Here is a 17,067-nt window from a genome sequence, read left to right as displayed (position 1 = left end):
TTTTATCTAGATAAGCCTTTAAAACCATATTTTTTATTCAATCTTAAATCGTTTTCGGAGCGCCCCCTTATAGTATATGAAAAAATATTGAGTTTTTAAATGATAAAAAGCATATAAGAGTCTTTTAATGCATTTTTTAGGATGAAAATTTTCTGTAAATTTGGTACGGACACAGACTTTAAAAGCTATTAAAAGACAAGATATGGAGAATATTAAAACAACTTATCGCGAAATCCAATCGAAAAATGAAGAAGGGGATCAGAAAGATCTGATTCGTTACATCAATCTGCAATTGGCAGCTATGGGACAACCTATCTTCAACGGAGATGATGCAGAATCAAAAGATGATAATTTTATTACTTTAACAAATAGTTTAATTCAAAATTATCGAGTAAAATCTCGTTTGTTAGCAGATTATCATTGCCCTGCAGATCAAAGAATTCAAAACTTCTTGAATGATTATTTTAAAGAAGAAAATCAGGAAATACCTCAAATACCAACTTCATCATTTACTCTTGACCAGGAAGGTATTGCTCGTGAGTTAAGTTTACCACCCAATAAGAATGAATACATTACGGATTATTTAAGTTCATACCGTATTAAACAAGGTGTGCTTCATAATCCAAAACATGATAGAAGAACAACAAAAGGTTCATTTCATATTGTAGAAGGAAACCTGCCAGCACCTCTTGATAAAATTGAATTACCTAAAACGGCTTTTATCAAGTTTCTTGAAGCGGCTTTTAATCCTTCTGAGGAATTCAAAACATTGCCTTTTACTGCAAGTCAAACAGCGAAAGCAAAAATGATGGTCTCTTTATTACTACGTCCAGTAGTATGTCCTGAGGTTAAGGGAGTTATTTCTGAAAAGGCTATGGAGGTACGTTTCTTTGTACCAGGAGCTTTCGTTAGTAATCTTGATTTCGTTGAATCAATTTTTGGTAATGCAGGTGATCCTCATATTCCATCAAATGATGCAGGTTTGGATATTGAACACTGGACGGGTCATACAGGTTGTGTTGTATTAGCACCACAATTGCTTGAATTGACTAAGAAGGAAATTGGTTTGCCTCATTATGACGATGCAACCGAACGTCAGCGTAAAGATGGAGTTTGTTGGAAGGAAGAAGGAGAACTTTATAATGGTGGACAGCCATTTAAGGTGACTTGTAGAAGTGAAGAAGGTGTTGTTATCACACTTATTGCTGATAACTACTTTGGATATTCTAAGAAAGAAATTAAAACACAAATTAGCTTCTCTGCAAATCTATATGGTTTAGCCGAAGAAGAGCACTCAGGTGGTGCAATTGCTTTCCCACGTAAGAACTTAGGTGATAACTTCGATGGAACACTTTTTATGAAGAATATTCTTAAAAAGCAGTTTAATTTAGAAGATGTGGTAAATCAATTAGGTGAAACACTTGTTGTGAAACCTGAAGGTTATGCTATTGATAGAGAGCATGATAATATTATCTATATTGATGGAAATGCTAAGATTGATTTATATAAGAGTACAGTAAATTGGGTGAAGGATGGCAAAGATCAGTCGATTCGATTAATGCCTGAGCATTACTATGTGCATCCATCAGGATATAAATTGCATATGGAGAAACACCCATCAGCACCATCATGGCGTTTGGTGAGTACCTATGCAGAGGGAACATTCTGTCATAAGCCATGCACGGTTTCTGGTGGTGGAAAGTCAGAAATTTCTAAGTCTTTATTGAATGCTATTATTTATAGTTCATTCTATATTCAAGATATGGATAAGGATTTCGATATGGCTGATCAGGTTTTTGATCATGATTACTCAAATAGATGGCTAAATCACGCTGAGCGTTCACAGCCTTCACGTTCACTCTTAGATTCAAAAAGATCATTAGGTTCGGTTGTAAAACTTCTAACGCCATCTATATATTATACTGAAGAGTATAACGATTACTTAGCATCTATTCCTGACCATGTAAAAGGCTTGGTACTTTTCATTAAGCGATTCTATCGTGAAGGTCGTACAGGTCGCGAATGGAGAAATCATTTCTCGGTGGATATGGTGAATGGTAAAAAAGGACACGAATTACTTTATAATAATCGTAAGATTGTAGCAAGTTATTTACGTGTTGGTTTTGCTACTGATAATTCATGGTTCCTACATAAATTACGTCAAGACTTTATAGCTTCTGCTAAAATTCAAATGGAAGATGATATTACTGCTTCTATTGTTTTACCTACAAGCAGTCTTTCATATTTGAATGAGGCTTACGACAATAAGTCGGTTAAGATTACAACAAACTGTGAACGTCGTTTCTTCCAACGTCCTGATGAAGCTGTTCATAGAGGATACGATAAAGAAGCAGAGGCAGATCTTTCGATGAGAGGTAACTTTACTTCGAACTACGAGCCAATGACTACAGAAGATGGTCAGGAGTTGATGGATGACGCTATTGGTTTTGATTTGTATACTAAGCCAATTCAGGATTTGATACGAAAAGGTGCTAACAGTGAAAAAGGCAATTACTTTATCACGCCATCTCATACACGAATCGTAAATGGCGCACCTTCACAAAATCCTCGTTACTTGCAGATTCGTCCAGATTTGGTAAACCCAATCGACGATAAATTGGCTGAAGTTGGTGTTCGTTTGGCTAGAAAGATTCCTATGGATCAGCCTGTTCATCATCCTGTAAATGCTGTGTTGCCAGGGCGTCGTAACAATCCTGCCGATAAGAAAGCTGGAATTCGTGCTTTGAGTGTTTATAACCCAATTCACTATCAAGAGTTACCTGAGTTGTTTATGGACTTCATTTGTTCTCTAACAGGTAAATCACCATCTACGACAGGTGCAGGTACTGAAGGAGCATTGACTAAAGGACCATTCAATATGTTGAGTCCAACAACTGACTTAAATAATGCTTTGTTATCTTATATCATTACAGGATACCAAGGTTTTTCATCAGCTGCAGGACATGTAGGATCTGAGAATCGCTTCGATCATGATGTTTCTTTATTGATTCCGGAATTGTGGTGTCGATTGAGTGAAGAAAGTAGAGATCCAAAACTTTTAATTGAAGAAGGTTCTCTTGAGAAAATGGATGACTTTGAATACAAAGGTGAGAAAATTCAAGCTAGTCGTTTAGGTTATCGTATCACTGAAGGTTTCTTATTCCGTTACTTGAATAGAATCTTTGATGAGCCTCAGAATGTTTTCAACGAAAGAATGTTGAAACCAGAACTTCAGGATATGGAAGATTTTGCTGACGGTATTAAGAATATTGTAGAAGCACAAGAAAAAGTGGCTATCAACTACTTTAAGGATGATAGTATTTCTGCTGCAATTCCACCATTACAAGTCTTATTAAGTATTATGGCCTTTGGTCAGTACGATGGTAAGGAGATTAGTGATCCTGAATTGCGTAAGATGTTCGATCGTGATGTTGTTATTAATTCGGATTGGTATAAATCTCGATTGAAGCGTAAGCAAGATATCGATATCCAGTACTTCGAGAAGCAAATTGATTATTTGAATAATTTCATTGCTGATAAGAATAACACTGAATGGAATGAAAGCATGAATCTTGAGGATCGTGTATTAAAAGCGAAATTAGACCTTGAGCATGTGAAAACTGAAGCTTATCTTGAAAGCTTGGTTGGAACAATTGGAGCAGATCCTTTGTTCAAAAAATAGTTATCATTTAATTAGTTCGATATATCTTCTAAAGATTATCAGATTAATAAGTATATAGTAATATCAGATCCTGTTAAACTTAAGTTTGACAGGATTTGTTTTTTTATAGCTCACTATCTTCAGTTTTAGCAACTTACTAAATTGTTCTGTAGCTATCATATCGTATGATTTGTAAGGATGTATTCAAAACATAAAGAATGCCCCTGAGGGACAAAAATATTAAAGATATTATCGTAACTTTATTTTGTACAAAAAAGAGAATAATGAATAGATACTTATTAATAAGTTTCTTCTTTTTGGGGTTTTTGTGTGGACAGAATGGAGAAGTTAGAGCTCAAGAGATGGATTATAAGGAATTGCGATATAAAATGGTAAAGGAGCAGATTGCCGCCCGAGGAATTAAAGAAAGGGCTGTGATTAAAGCTATGCAAAAAGTCGAGAGACATTTGTTTGTTCCCAGTCAGTTTCGTCATTTAGCTTATTCGGATTCACCTCTACCTATTGGATTCGGACAAACCATATCTCAGCCTTATATTGTTGGTATTATGACTCAGCTTTTGGATATTAATTCTAAGAGTAAGGTTCTTGAAATTGGAACAGGCTCAGGTTATCAGGCTGCAATTTTAGGAGAGTTATGCAGACAAGTTTATAGCATTGAAATTGTAGAAGGACTTGCTTTAAAAGCTAAAACGACAATTGAGTCATTGAATTACGATAATCTTCATCTAAAATGGGGTGATGGTTATATAGGATGGGAAGAACATGCGCCCTATGATGCCATTATTGTAACGTGTTCACCGACTAAAATACCACAAGCTTTGATTGATCAATTGGATGAAGATGGTAGTCTTGTTATCCCAATAGGAGAAAAGAATGTTAAAAGCTTGGTTCTACTTAAGAAGATAGATGGAGAGCTGGTTAGAAAGGATGTAATTCCTGTTCGTTTTGTTCCTATGATCGACGAACGTGGTAAAGAGTATTAAGGTTTAAGTGGCTTTATGTTGTTTTGGGTGGATGGTTCATTTTATAAGGTATCTTGTATCTGAATAAAAGTGTCTAAAGTAAACTAGACATTCACCATAGATAAAATACTGTGCTTACCCACCACATTCGAGATAGAACTATTAAAGTAAACGAGATTCTATATAGCACGGATAGATTATTATTATTTAGAAATTATAAAGTATATCACAGCAGACTAAGGTTTGTTGTGATTTTTTTTGACATATACTCTTAGTTTTGATATCAAAATATTGCATAGAAAAAACCAGCTGAAATAATTCAACTGGTTTAATAAAGTGACATTACTTTAGTCAGGTTCTATTATGACTAAAGGTCTTGCTTTTTATAGCTGGTACTTCAACAAATTAGCAAGAGCTAAATGGTATTCTTTCTCAACTTGAAGGTAAGTATCGTAACTTTCGTAGAAGTAGATGCTTTCCATAAAGTATTCAATGCTTGAAATCTGTCCATAATCAAGTGCTTTTTTCAATAGCTCATTCATATTACTTCCATCAAGAATTAAGCGGTACTCTTCAAGAGAAGCTTTTAATCCCTGATAGTTCTGATAGTTTTTCTGAATATCTGAAAGAACCATTTTCTCCTGTGATAGAAACTGACTCTCTTGCGAAAGCTGATTAAGCTTAGCATACTTAACCTTATTTCTACTTTCCCACAGAGGAATGCTAATACCCACATTAATACCATTAAAAGACTTATTGATATCAGAGTTCAAGTAACGGTAACCCAAACTTAGTTTAGGTAATACCTGATTCTTTGCCAGACTGGTCTGTTTTGATGCAATATCCATATTAGCTTTCAGTTTATTTAGGCTAGGGGTATTGCTTAGAACGTCCATTTCAAGCTTTGAAAAGTCTTCTTCAAGTGAAACGGTAGGGTAAAGAACTGTCTTGAATTCAATTGAGTGACCACCATTAAGTTGTTTCAACTCTTGTTTTAGATTTGCGATTTGCGTATTGCTAAGCTGAAGTTGGTTCTTGATGTTCAATAAAACAATCTTCACCTTATTCATCTCTAAAATATTGGCATCACCTTTTTCAAGCTTCTTCTGAAAGAAAGAAACTAACTTTTGAGCATTCTCATAACGAATCGTCAATTGCTCCATCACTTTATTCTGATAGATAAGATTCAAACACGTTTTTTTAGCACTTAGGAGAATTTCCTGACGACTTTGCTGTATTAAATTATCAAGATTAGCAGTCTTAGCTTTCTTAATCTTATTCTTGTGCAAATAAACCGTTGGGAAATCAAAATCCTGGCTGATAAGAATCTCATAAGGATTGCCATCTAAATCTGAGAAGTTTTTTTCATACTCAATTTCAGGATTGGCTAAATTCATTTCTGTTTTGTAGCCAAGCTTTTGAGATTCGATATACTGGTTCTGTGCTTTCAAGCTCAAATTATTAGTCTCCACAGCCTGAAGAATCTCTTTTAGGTCTGATTGAGCCTGAACATTCAGACTCAATCCTATAGCAAATAGACCTATTAATAATGATCTCATATCGATTTCTTTTTAGAGTTTAATAATAGATATACAATAGGAATAATATACACATTTAGTAGGGTAGACGTTAATAAACCACCTAAAATCACAACAGCCATAGGGCTCTGAATTTCATTACCTGGTTCATCACCTCCAAGAGCCATTGGAACCAAGGCTAAGGCAGCAGTTAAGGCGGTCATTAAAATAGGGCTCAATCTGTGGATCGATCCTTGAACAATAATTTCTTTTATCTCCAAGCCTTTATCTAACATACTCTGATAATTTGAGATGAGTAGAATACCATTACGGGTGGCAATACCAAAGAGGGTAATGAAACCGATAATAGCAGGTATACTTAGCATTCCAGAGGTAAAGTAAATGGTAAAGACACCTCCAATTAATGCTAAAGGTAAATTTAATAAAATAATACTAGCCAATTGGAATGAACGAAATTCCTGGAACAATAATAAAAAGATAATCAAGAACGAGATGATAGAAGTCAAAGCTAAAGTTTTCGATGCCTTTGCTTCACTTTCAAACTGTCCTCCGAATTCAATACGATACTCTTCAGGTATTTTGATGTCCTGATCAACTGCTGCTTTAATATCTGTTACAACAGATCGTAAGTCTCTTTCTGCAACATTGGCAGATACAACCAACTTGCGTTGTACATTTTCACGACTTACCGTGTTTGGACCCGATAGAGATTGAATATCCGCCACATAGCTAAAAGGAATTTTCTTGCCATCCCAAGTATCGATTAAAGCATTACGAAGTGCGTTAATATTACCACGATTTTCTTCATTATAGCGAACAACCAAGTCGAAAGCCTTAACGCCTTCGAATACATCTGAGACCTTTTCACCTGCAAAGGCGATATCAATAAAGTCAGAGAAGTTCGAGATGGAGATACCATACTTAGCCAGCATGTCGCGTTTAGGGCGAATCTGAATTTGTGGAATCTCAACTTGCTGTTCCACATTTATATCCACAACGCCTTCTATTGATTCAATAGAGCTCTTTATCTCATTGGCCATTTGAAACATTTTGGAAAGATCGCTACCAAAAATCTTAATGGCGATATTCGCTTTGGTTCCCGATAGAATATGGTCGATACGGTGACTCAAAGGCTGTCCTATTGCGAAGTTAACACCTGCAATCTCACCTAATTTACTTCTGACTTCTGCCAGGAATTCAGCCTTCGTTCTATCCGTTAATGTGAATGGCACTTCAATCTCTGATGTATTCACACCAAATGAGTGCTCATCCAATTCAGCACGACCTGTACGACGAGCCGTTAGTCTAGCTTCAGGAATTGTTATGAGTGCTCTTTCTGCAAGATTCTTGATTTTGTTTGATTCTTCAAGAGATATACCTGGCTTTGTAATCGCAGTAATGGTAAGCGATCCTTCATTAAAATCAGGAAGGAAATTACGCCCCAAGCTGCTCATGATAATAAGCGAAGCAATAAACAGGACGGTTGCCGATCCTAGAATGAAGTATTTAAACTCTAAGGCCTTATTTAATGACTTTTCGTAAAGCTTATTCAAATTAGTAACCAACCAACTTTCTTTCCCCTTACGATCTAACATTTTGTCGTTAGTCAGCATAAAGCTACAAAGAACAGGTGTTACGGTAAGCGCCGTAATCAAAGACGCAAATAGCGAAACAATAAAAGCAATTCCAAGTGGTTGAAGCATTCTACCTTCCATACCTGTTAGGAAGAAAAGGGGTATGAATGCTGCAATAATAATAAAAGTTGCATTTATAATTGAAGAACGAATTTCGCATGAAGCACTATAAATCACAACAAGTGACTTCTCTCGTTTTTCTATTGGAAGCTTAAAATTCTGTCGAAGCCGTTTATAAACATTCTCAACATCGATAATCGCATCATCCACAAGGTCACCAATAGCAATAGCCATACCTCCCAGAGTCATGGTATTAATAGTAATACCCAATAACTTCAGAGTAATGATCGTAAATAGCAGCGATAATGGAATAGCCAGTAATGAGATAAGCGTTGTGCGGTAATTCATTAGGAATACCAATAGAATGATAATAACAAAGATTGATCCTTCGTATAAAGCTTTCTTTACATTACCAATTGAGTTCTCAATGAAATCGGCTTGACGGAAAATATGCGTGTTTACCGTAACATCCTCGGGCAAACCTTTTTTGATATCAGCAATTGCCAGATCTAGTTCTTCGGTTAGTTTTAGGGTGTTGACACCTGGTTGTTTCTTTACCGTTAAAAGAACGGCTGAATTGGCATTAACACTAGCTAAACCAATTCTGGGAGCAGGAGCCTCTACGACTTCAGCTATATCGCTAATTCGTACAGGAGATTTCTTATAAACCTTAACAACCGAATTACCTAGTTCATCTACATCAGAAGTACGGGCAATGCCACGAATATTATATTGATTCCCAAATTCGTTAATGAAGCCACCTGCAGAATTTTCGTTTGTTGCATTAGCCGCTTTCATCAATTCATCCAGGCTAATATTATAATGACGCATCTTCTGAGGGTTAGCTAGAATCTGGTATTGCTTGAAATCGCCACCAGTAACAACAATTTGTGCAACCCCATTAAGAGCCAGTAACTGCGGACGAATACTCCAGTCAGCCAATGTTCTCAGATCCATATCAGAAGTCTTGTCTGCCTGAAGGCCAATCATCATTACTTCACCCATAATGGATGATTGTGGTGCAAGAGTGGGGCTTCCGGTTCCTTTAGGAAGAAGATCTGAAATCGCCATCAACTTCTCACTCACAATTTGGCGAGCCAGATAAATGTCGGTTCCCCATTCGAATTCTACCCAAACTATGGAGAATCCTGCAGAGGATGATGAACGTAGCCGTCTGATACTGGTTGCACCGTTAACGGCTGTTTCTATTTGAAATGTCACAAGTTTCTCCACCTCTTCAGGTGCCATTCCGTGTGCTTCAGTCATAACAACCACAGTAGGGGCAGTCAGATCTGGAAACACATCTACATCCATATTAGCTGTTGTGTAGCTACCTCCAATAATCAGAAGAAAAGCCGCAAACATGACCAATATACGATTGTGCAGTGCGTATTGTATGATATTATTTAACACAGTTTTTAAGTTTAAAGTGAACTTAAGTGTACTAAAGTTTAAAGTGCACTTAAGATTTGCATTCTTTTGTTTTTGATTGCTGTTTTGTGATTATCCTTAAATTCTAATGATTGTGTCCAGATGGTAATGCACCAGACATTGAAGCCAATTTTACGAAATAAACACCCTTGCTTACCACACGTTCTCCAGCTTTTAAGCCACTTGTAATTTCAACTTCCTTACCATTATCCGATCCAATGCTAACAAAACGTTTTTCATAGCTTTCACCTTCAGTTTGAACAAAGACAAAGAAGATAGATTGATCTTCTAAAACAGCAGATTTGCTAATGCTTAAAACCTTGCGAGTACTTTCCGATTTTAAATACACTTCCACATAAGATCCCATATATAATTCGGGAATCTTGTTGACTTCGAAGAAAATAGGCGTTGTATAATCATCTTGATGGATATCACGGCCATAGGCAATTAGCTTACCACCTAATTCATCCGTATTATAGATTTCATCGCGATAGGGTAGCTTAAAGTTTGCAGATTGTATTTTTGATAACTGCGTTAAATGTTTCTGGTACAAATCAGCCTTTAGAATTAGGCTGGAGTTTCTATCAACTATGCCAATCACTTGACCTTTTTCAACATATTCGCCTTCTTTCACAAAAACGTTACACACGTAACCTGTAGCTGGTGAAGCCACTTTGATTCCCTTTGTGCTATAGTCCTTAGATATCAACTGGAAGTTAATATCGGCCTTCTCAAAATCTGATTTAGCCTCATTGAATTCCTTTTCAGAGATGATTTGATCGGCACGTAAAGCTTCAGCTCTTTTATAATTAGCTTGTGTTTTTTCAAACTCTGAACGAGAAAAGATAAAACGACTGGTTAAAGAATTACCAGAAAGACCATTTCCTGAGATATAGAATATGGCTTCATTTTTCTTGACCGTTTTCCCATTCACGATATCTGATGATGGCATATGAATAATACCACTAGACTGAGCCGAAATACGAATCTCACTATTGCTCGAGGCAATCAATTCGCCGGTTGTCTTAATAATTTTGTGAAAAATACCATGCTTCACATCTTCCGTTCCGAAATCAATTTTCCAGGCTTGTTCCTTTAAGAAGCTTGTCTGATTCTCTTTCTGCAAAGCTGCTATAGCTTTAGTCGCTTTTTCTTCAGAGGCATAAACTTCAATATTCTTAGCTTCGAAGCGTTCCTTGCCAAATTTTGAATCGATTTCAACGATTAAGGTATATAAACCAGCACTTTTAGGTTTTAAACTTGGTGTGAATATTCCCAAAGAACTGGGTTTATCAGCTGTTTTACGGATACCATTGCCATCTTTATCAATTAAAGTAATAGTAACTTTCCCTTCGCTATAGGGTTTATAAGTATCCAGACGCGTTAAATGCGTTAAGAATTTTGAGACCTGCCCCACAACCAAGGGATGGAATTCAGCAAATATTTCAGTCTTATCTGAAAAAATGGTAAGGGTTTGGTTAGTGTGTTCTACATGTGCAGCACCTCCCGAAACTTCATCGTGAGAATGACCTTCATGACCAGAAGGGCTAGATGGCTTGCAGGCTACTATGGATAGTGATAAGCCAATGGCTATCAAATATATTTTATTCATTGTGTGAGATATTTATAATGCTAGGATGACTTGGCCTATTACAGATTTTGTAAGACAGGCAAAGGCCATTATTCTTTATGTTGACTATTGATAATTAGTACGGGAAAGAGTAGGGAAGGCGAATTGCCAACCCTATTCTAGTTTTTAATGTTTGTGATCGCCATCAGCGTGATCGTGATCATGAGCTTCATGCTCATCTTCTACTTTTTTAGAATCGCAGCAAGATTTCTTCTCATCAGCAGTACAGCCTGTTTTGCTGGCTGCACAACCCGTTGTAGTAGAATCTGCTTTGAATTCCTCTTGATCGTGCTCATGTCCTTCAGTTCCATGATCATGTCCTTCGTGGTCGTGACCTTCATGTTGGTGAACTTCTTCTTTTTTAGCTTTTTTACCAGTGTTATTGCAAGAGGTAAATGCTAAACCACAAATTGCTAAAGCAAATAATACTTTTTTCATGTGAGATGTTTGTTTAGAGATCGACCCATGCCATTTTATACTTCAATCAGTACAAAATGGCAAAAAACCACCTCTGATTGTTAGTTAAATAATTATCAATAAATGTTGTACGAATACAACGGGGTATACATGTTTCTGATATCTACAAAATCATTTCTCTCAGTGAACTATAAAGAATTATAGAACCGAAAAAAGCAAATCTAATTTAATAAAATAAAAGAGAAAAGAGCTTGATTTTGTAAAATAGTTTAGACGCGAGGAGGACCACGTAGGCCAGTAGATTCCCGATAGGGTTCGGGTATGCTTATATGATTGCTTACGTAGTGTTTTACAGGAATATCTTCATTTGGAGGCAGTATATCGAGAATGATATGACTGAGATAAACCTGAAACTTTAAATCCTTGAAAAAACGCAAATTAACAAAAGAACAGCACTCGCTTTTATTCTCTTGGTGAGAATGTGAAAGGTGCTGTGTGCTTTCGTGTGCCTGACAATGTGAAGATGCCCCATCAAGATGAGTGTGTTCAACTTTCACAAAATTAGCCGAAGTGTGCGTGTCATGATGATGGTGAGGAATAATATCATGAGCTAGCATTACCAGGATTGGCAATACTAAAAAAAGACTCACTATTTGTTTATTCATCTTCCTCATAAATGATATATCTGCATCAAAACTAAGTTTTTATTCTCGATATGCAAATTGTTAGATATGAAATAATGATAATTTGTAGTGATTGTCTTATTGCTTTTATGATCTTATTGTATTGTAGGTGAGTGTATCAAAGCGATTTTCTTATTGATAAAAAAATATGATATGGCTAAGTTCAGTTTATAAGGCTATAAGATTCCTAGTATAAAAAGGTGTAGACTCAATCCCTAGTGATTTTAGTCGACGATCGTGAAGTTTTAGAGGCTTTGGGTCCCGTATGCTCTAGTCTTAATTTGTGAATAAGTAAGCTGACAGCTACTTTACGAAGAAGGGAAATTGAGTTTCCTGAGTATTACTTAGGTATGCTATTTGCTATATCCCTATTCAGTTTGTGGCTGATTAAGCTGGTTAGCCGTAGAAACAATCACATGTTCGATTTGTATAAGCTATTGGATACCCACTTTGTAGAAGGGGAAAATATTTTAGATGAATACAGGAATACGATAAGTTAATTAGGTATGCGTAATAAGGCAGAAGAATTGTAAAATAAGGCTGTCAGCTGCAGGTGGGCTGACAGGTTTAATGATACAACAGACCTAAATTTTAACAAAAAGAAACCATGAAATTAGATTTCATGGTTTCTTTGTAGGTGATAATATTTATTGCAAATTATTTCTTGCTACAAGTTTTTGAGCAATCTTTTGAACAATCTGTTTTAGCTGTAGCAGTTGCTTCTGCTTTATCTTTTGAACAGCATGCTTTTTCAGTTGTTTCTGTTGTTGGTTTTTCTCCTTCACAGCAAGCTTTTTTTGCTTCAGCAGTATGAGGACATCCTTTTGAACAATCTGTTTTAGCTTCAGCAGCTACTTCTGTTTTTTCCTTTGAACAAGAAGCTTTTTCATCAGTAGCAGCTTTTGTTTTATTTCCACAAGAAGTAAATAGGAATCCTGAGATGGCAATGGCAAATAATAATTTTTTCATAGTTCTAATAAGTTAGTATAATGGTATTGATTTTTGATTTCAAATAGGAAACGTGAATATATCTGTTATTATGCTGAATTGCAAATGAAATTTGTTCAATAGGAAGTATTCATATCGTATAATTTAATGATCGCTTATTAAATTTCTTTGTAAGTGACTCTTTACTATAATTGTTGCTTCAATTTCTATTCTCTACCTTTTAGAATGTTTCAAACATTTTTATTCAAAATAGCGAAATCGTATTAGTTTTTACGAGCTTCCTTGTCTGCTTTAAAGATATCAATAGGAATCTTCTTTAAGTATATTTTGTTAATTTTGAAGGACAAGTAATAATCCTGCTATGAAAAGGATTTGAAATTGATAAATATAAAAAAAACAGAATGAACTACAGCGAAATAGAAAACTGGTTAAAAGGGTCAAAAGGCAGGTATTCCGATCTATGTAAGGGGAGTCCCTCAGTTTACCGTATGCGCTTGTTGCTATTCATTTTAAGGCTGCTCTTTGGATTGGTTTCTATTGCTTCCGGTCTACTGCTTTTGTTTTCTTTATTTATGAATATAGGTCAAAGCATAGCCGATGTTTTTGGCTTGACAGACGTGCCACTTTATGAAGATGGGAAACTGAGTTTTCTAAGTATTACTTTGGGTATACTCTTGGCTGTGTCATTATTCAGTTTGTGGCTGATTAAGCTCGTTCGCCGTAGAAACAATCACATGTCCGATTTGTATAAGCTATTGGATACCCACTTTGCAGAAGGAGAGAAACTCTTGGATGAATACAGGAATACGATAAGTTAATTAGATATGAAAATTTTACGATTTGTGTGTTGTAGTGCTAATTATATGATTGTGTAGGTAGTGTGAAGTGTTTTTATGCGCATTACGCAGAGGCGCACGGCCGTGCGTCTGTACCTGTGCGTAGGCCAAAGTCGATATCGTCGTTTGTAGCAGGTTTTAAGTCGGCCATAATTTCGGCGGTGGATGATTTTATTGATGAGCAAGCTTTGGATATTCCGAAATATAATCGAAGAAATAAATTCTGGCAAAGTAATTATCATGATCATATTATCCGCAATCAGGCTGAATATCATCGTATAGCTAAATACATAGGGGATAATCCCCGGAAGTGGGATCGGGATAAATATCCTGAATAAATCAAATACATGATTTCTGAGCCCGAATATATACCGTTCCGAAACATTCGTGTGTCTCACAGCAAACAAGTTTGATAGACTTTAGAAGTCTGCCTAGGCTTTATAGAATCTATTAATACCCGAGCATTCTTCAATTTCTTTATTGTTTCCATTTTTGTTTTTTTTAATACAGTAGTTTAAAGCTCCAGTATTGTGCTGCCTGATGATTGATGATTAGAATTATTATTGTTAAGAAATTAATGTTAATGTTTTGTAAAAAAAAACGTGTTTGATGTATAGTCTACTATATTTGTAGTACCCGTTATTGACAGTTTATTATTTTTACTAGAGTCTGAAATTCTGTTAATGATTAATATGCAGGTGATTGCAAGATGTAGCGAAGTTGAATTGGGGGATAGAATTGTTTTAAGTGAATGTGAAACTTAAGCACAATGCATGTTCTGTTATCTATTTAAATATAATTAGAGTGTTACTAACCTAATAAGCTCACATGTTTAGAAATTATTTAAAAACAGCATTTCAAAATCTAAAACAGAACTTTGTTTTTACGAGTATTAATATCCTGGGGCTTTCTATAGCATTGGCTGTCTCTTTTATTATTCTACTATTTGTTATTAATGAACTCTCTTATAATTCTTGCCATAAGAATAAGGATTCAGTTTATCGGGCTATTCGTTATAGTCAGGAATTTAAAAGCACCTGGGCGGGATCGCCGTATATTTTAGCTTCTACTCTAAAAGAAGAATTCCCACAAGTGGAAAAAGCGATCAATGTTCGTAATCTCAGAGGTTTTAATATTAAGCATAAGGAAGAGGATCTCAGAATTAGAAGTGCAGTAGCAACAAACTCAGATGTATTTGATGTCTTTACACTGCCTTTATTAGATGGTGCCAATACAGGTGATTTGCTTAAAGACAAGCATGCCATATGCTTATCAAGAAACTTGGCGGAGAAATTATTCTCTGATATTAATGTTCTTGGTAGACAAATTACAGCGACAATTAATAAAAGGGAAGAGATCCTCACAGTAAAAGCTATTTTTGAAGACCTTCCGGAGAATTCGACATTTAAAGCCGAATGTTTTGTGAATAGTGAATGGACTTTAGCTCCCCTGAATGAGACATTCGGAATTGATCATGTTGATAAGAGTTGGAAACATGATTTTTGGAGAACTTGGGTACGACTTGTTGAAGGTAGCGAGCTAAATGCTGTGGATAATCAGTTTAAGAGTTTAGTGACTAAACATATGGGACCGGAAGCTAAAGATATCTATTCATTACAGAGTTTGAATGATGTATATCTTGACTCATCTCATATTAAGAATGCCGGAATGACTAGTAACCTGAGTACACTCAAATTATTTTCGGGCATCGCTTTATTGATCATTTTGGTCGCAGCATTCAATTATATCATACTCTCAACAGCCGTTTCATCTCGAAGGGCTAAAGAAATAGGAGTTCGAAAAACTTTTGGCGCAAGAAACGAACAAATCAAATATCAGTTTCTTGCTGAATCTGTTTTGTTAACAAGTCTTGTTTTGCCATTTGCTATTCTACTCATGTTTATTGCCTTACCTTATGCAAGAGAGCTGTTTGGTGTTAATTTATCAATTATAAAATCAAATATTGTTTCCTATTTGTTGGTCTATCTGACTTTAACTGTCGTCATAGGATTTGCATCAGGTTTGTATACGTCGCTTGGCTTATCAAGATTAAAGGTTGTGAGCATTCTTAAATCTCAGAATTTCACGGGCAGGAAGAAGCATATCTTTCGTTCATCTCTTATTGTTCTGCAGTTGGTTATTTTCTGTTTCTTTTTGGCTTCGGCATTTACGATACGATCGCAGTATCAATACTCAATAAAGAAAAATCCGGGTTTTAATAATACAAATGTCTTGCTGATTGATATAAAGGATAAAACAGCTTATAAGCCTTTATTGAATGCAATAAAAGCCAATCCTAATGTGATTGATGCAGCTGGATCGATGAGTTGCTTGCCAGTGGCTAGGTCTATGGTGATGATGATGCCTCATTTTCAGGACAAGGAGAAACAGGTTAAAGTGGAAGGAATGGCCATTGACTTCGATTTTTTGCAAACCATGGGGGTAAGTTTACAATCGGGGCGGTATTTTTCTCATGAATTTGGAAGTGATGCGAAAAAGGCTTGTATCCTGAATGAAACCGCAGTCAAGCAATTTGGAATTGAAGATGCTGTTGGCAAACAGATGGCTTCTCAGTATGATATTATTGGAGTTGTAAAAGACTTTAATCTTCATTCTTTCCATTCCGAGACACCGCCATTAATGATTACAATAACCGAAAAATATCTCAGCCAAATTGCTATACACTACAAGGAAGGTACGCTAGATATTCTTTTGCCTAAAATTAAGAATTCATGGAAGACTATTTGTAAAGATCAAGCTTTCACTTACTCTACAATTGAAGAAACAATTAAGGATTTGTATTCTGAGGAAAAAAACATGAGTACAGTGATTACAATTTCAGCCTTATTTACCATGATGATAGCTTCATTCGGTTTATTTGGTTTAACGCTATTTATAGCACAAACTCGTACAAAAGAGATTGGTATTAAGAAGGTTATGGGTTGTTCTAGTTCTACTATTATATACTCGTTTTTAAGAGTAAATGTTATTTATGTGCTTGTTGCGACTCTTATTTCAATACCCATAACGGTTTATGCTATGTCCGAATGGCTAAGTAACTACTCCGTTAGAGTTGACATTCAGTGGTGGTTCTTTGCCATAGCATTCCTAATTGCAGTATTGGTCGTTAGTGTCACCGTTTTAATACAATCCTATAGAGCTTCTAAGTTGAATCCAGTTGAAGCAATTAAATGCGAGTAGGTTTTTGTAGAAAGGTGATTTTTGAAAATACATAAGGATAATAAA

The 17,067-nt window shown here is 35.8% G+C and carries 11 protein-coding genes; 5 read left to right on the top strand and 6 right to left on the bottom strand.

Annotated elements, in window-relative coordinates:
- Positions 1–202: 202 nt before the first annotated feature.
- Positions 203–3,682 carry a hypothetical protein gene (locus ACXR6G_RS06400; protein WP_458360580.1) on the top strand — a complete coding sequence of 1,160 codons (3,480 nt, stop codon included), beginning with the start codon at positions 203–205 and terminating at the stop codon, positions 3,680–3,682.
- A gap of 263 nt (positions 3,683–3,945) precedes the next feature.
- The gene (locus ACXR6G_RS06395) at positions 3,946–4,665 is read left to right on the top strand and encodes a protein-L-isoaspartate(D-aspartate) O-methyltransferase (RefSeq protein WP_458360579.1); all 720 of its coding nucleotides are present in this window, start codon (positions 3,946–3,948) and stop codon (positions 4,663–4,665) included.
- Between the two features lie 362 nt (positions 4,666–5,027).
- Here the strand turns inward: ACXR6G_RS06395 and ACXR6G_RS06390 are convergent, their stop codons facing one another.
- From ACXR6G_RS06390 to ACXR6G_RS06365, 6 genes are all read right to left on the bottom strand, one after another.
- A complete protein-coding gene (locus ACXR6G_RS06390; RefSeq protein ID WP_458360578.1) occupies positions 5,028–6,203 on the bottom strand; it encodes a TolC family protein in 1,176 nt (391 codons plus the stop codon).
- Entirely contained in the window at positions 6,200–9,289 is a 3,090-nt protein-coding gene (locus tag ACXR6G_RS06385; RefSeq protein WP_458360577.1) for an efflux RND transporter permease subunit, read from the bottom strand. The genes ACXR6G_RS06390 and ACXR6G_RS06385 overlap by 4 nt, the downstream gene beginning before the upstream one ends.
- A 103-nt stretch (positions 9,290–9,392) precedes the next feature.
- A complete protein-coding gene (locus ACXR6G_RS06380; RefSeq protein ID WP_458360576.1) occupies positions 9,393–10,919 on the bottom strand; it encodes an efflux RND transporter periplasmic adaptor subunit in 1,527 nt (508 codons plus the stop codon).
- A 144-nt stretch (positions 10,920–11,063) separates the two neighbouring features.
- Positions 11,064–11,375 (bottom strand): hypothetical protein, encoded by a 312-nt coding sequence (locus tag ACXR6G_RS06375; protein WP_458360575.1) that lies wholly within the window; start codon positions 11,373–11,375, stop codon positions 11,064–11,066.
- Between the two features lie 248 nt (positions 11,376–11,623).
- The gene (locus ACXR6G_RS06370) at positions 11,624–12,019 is read right to left on the bottom strand and encodes a hypothetical protein (protein ID WP_458360574.1); all 396 of its coding nucleotides are present in this window, start codon (positions 12,017–12,019) and stop codon (positions 11,624–11,626) included.
- Positions 12,020–12,694: 675 nt separating this feature from the next.
- Positions 12,695–13,006 carry a hypothetical protein gene (locus tag ACXR6G_RS06365; RefSeq protein ID WP_458360573.1) on the bottom strand — a complete coding sequence of 104 codons (312 nt, stop codon included), beginning with the start codon at positions 13,004–13,006 and terminating at the stop codon, positions 12,695–12,697.
- Between the two features lie 380 nt (positions 13,007–13,386).
- Here ACXR6G_RS06365 and ACXR6G_RS06360 point away from each other — a divergent pair, with 380 nt between their 5' ends.
- The 3 genes from ACXR6G_RS06360 to ACXR6G_RS06350 all read left to right on the top strand — a co-directional run bounded on the left by ACXR6G_RS06360 (position 13,387) and on the right by ACXR6G_RS06350 (position 17,022).
- Positions 13,387–13,803 (top strand): hypothetical protein, encoded by a 417-nt coding sequence (locus ACXR6G_RS06360; protein ID WP_458360572.1) that lies wholly within the window; start codon positions 13,387–13,389, stop codon positions 13,801–13,803.
- A 179-nt stretch (positions 13,804–13,982) separates the two neighbouring features.
- Entirely contained in the window at positions 13,983–14,159 is a 177-nt protein-coding gene (locus ACXR6G_RS06355; RefSeq protein WP_458360571.1) for a hypothetical protein, read from the top strand.
- A 490-nt stretch (positions 14,160–14,649) separates the two neighbouring features.
- Positions 14,650–17,022, top strand: a complete 2,373-nt coding sequence (locus tag ACXR6G_RS06350) for an ABC transporter permease (protein ID WP_458360570.1) — start codon at positions 14,650–14,652, stop codon at positions 17,020–17,022.
- Positions 17,023–17,067 lie beyond the last annotated feature (45 nt).

Source organism: Ancylomarina sp. YFZ004, assembly GCF_054254355.1.
Note: the sequence above shows the minus strand (reverse complement) of the source record. Positions and strands in the feature narration are given on the sequence as shown.

Excerpts from the sequence above, each read along its gene's own strand:
- ACXR6G_RS06395 (WP_458360579.1), top strand. The coding sequence starts at position 3,946 with ATGAATAGATACTTATTAATAAGTTTCTTCTTTTTGGGGTTTTTGTGT.
- ACXR6G_RS06370 (WP_458360574.1), bottom strand. The coding sequence starts at position 12,019 with ATGAATAAACAAATAGTGAGTCTTTTTTTAGTATTGCCAATCCTGGTA.
- ACXR6G_RS06360 (WP_458360572.1), top strand. The coding sequence starts at position 13,387 with ATGAACTACAGCGAAATAGAAAACTGGTTAAAAGGGTCAAAAGGCAGG.
- ACXR6G_RS06400 (WP_458360580.1), top strand. The coding sequence starts at position 203 with ATGGAGAATATTAAAACAACTTATCGCGAAATCCAATCGAAAAATGAA.
- ACXR6G_RS06375 (WP_458360575.1), bottom strand. The coding sequence starts at position 11,375 with ATGAAAAAAGTATTATTTGCTTTAGCAATTTGTGGTTTAGCATTTACC.
- ACXR6G_RS06350 (WP_458360570.1), top strand. The coding sequence starts at position 14,650 with ATGTTTAGAAATTATTTAAAAACAGCATTTCAAAATCTAAAACAGAAC.
- ACXR6G_RS06390 (WP_458360578.1), bottom strand. The coding sequence starts at position 6,203 with ATGAGATCATTATTAATAGGTCTATTTGCTATAGGATTGAGTCTGAAT.
- ACXR6G_RS06380 (WP_458360576.1), bottom strand. The coding sequence starts at position 10,919 with ATGAATAAAATATATTTGATAGCCATTGGCTTATCACTATCCATAGTA.
- ACXR6G_RS06365 (WP_458360573.1), bottom strand. The coding sequence starts at position 13,006 with ATGAAAAAATTATTATTTGCCATTGCCATCTCAGGATTCCTATTTACT.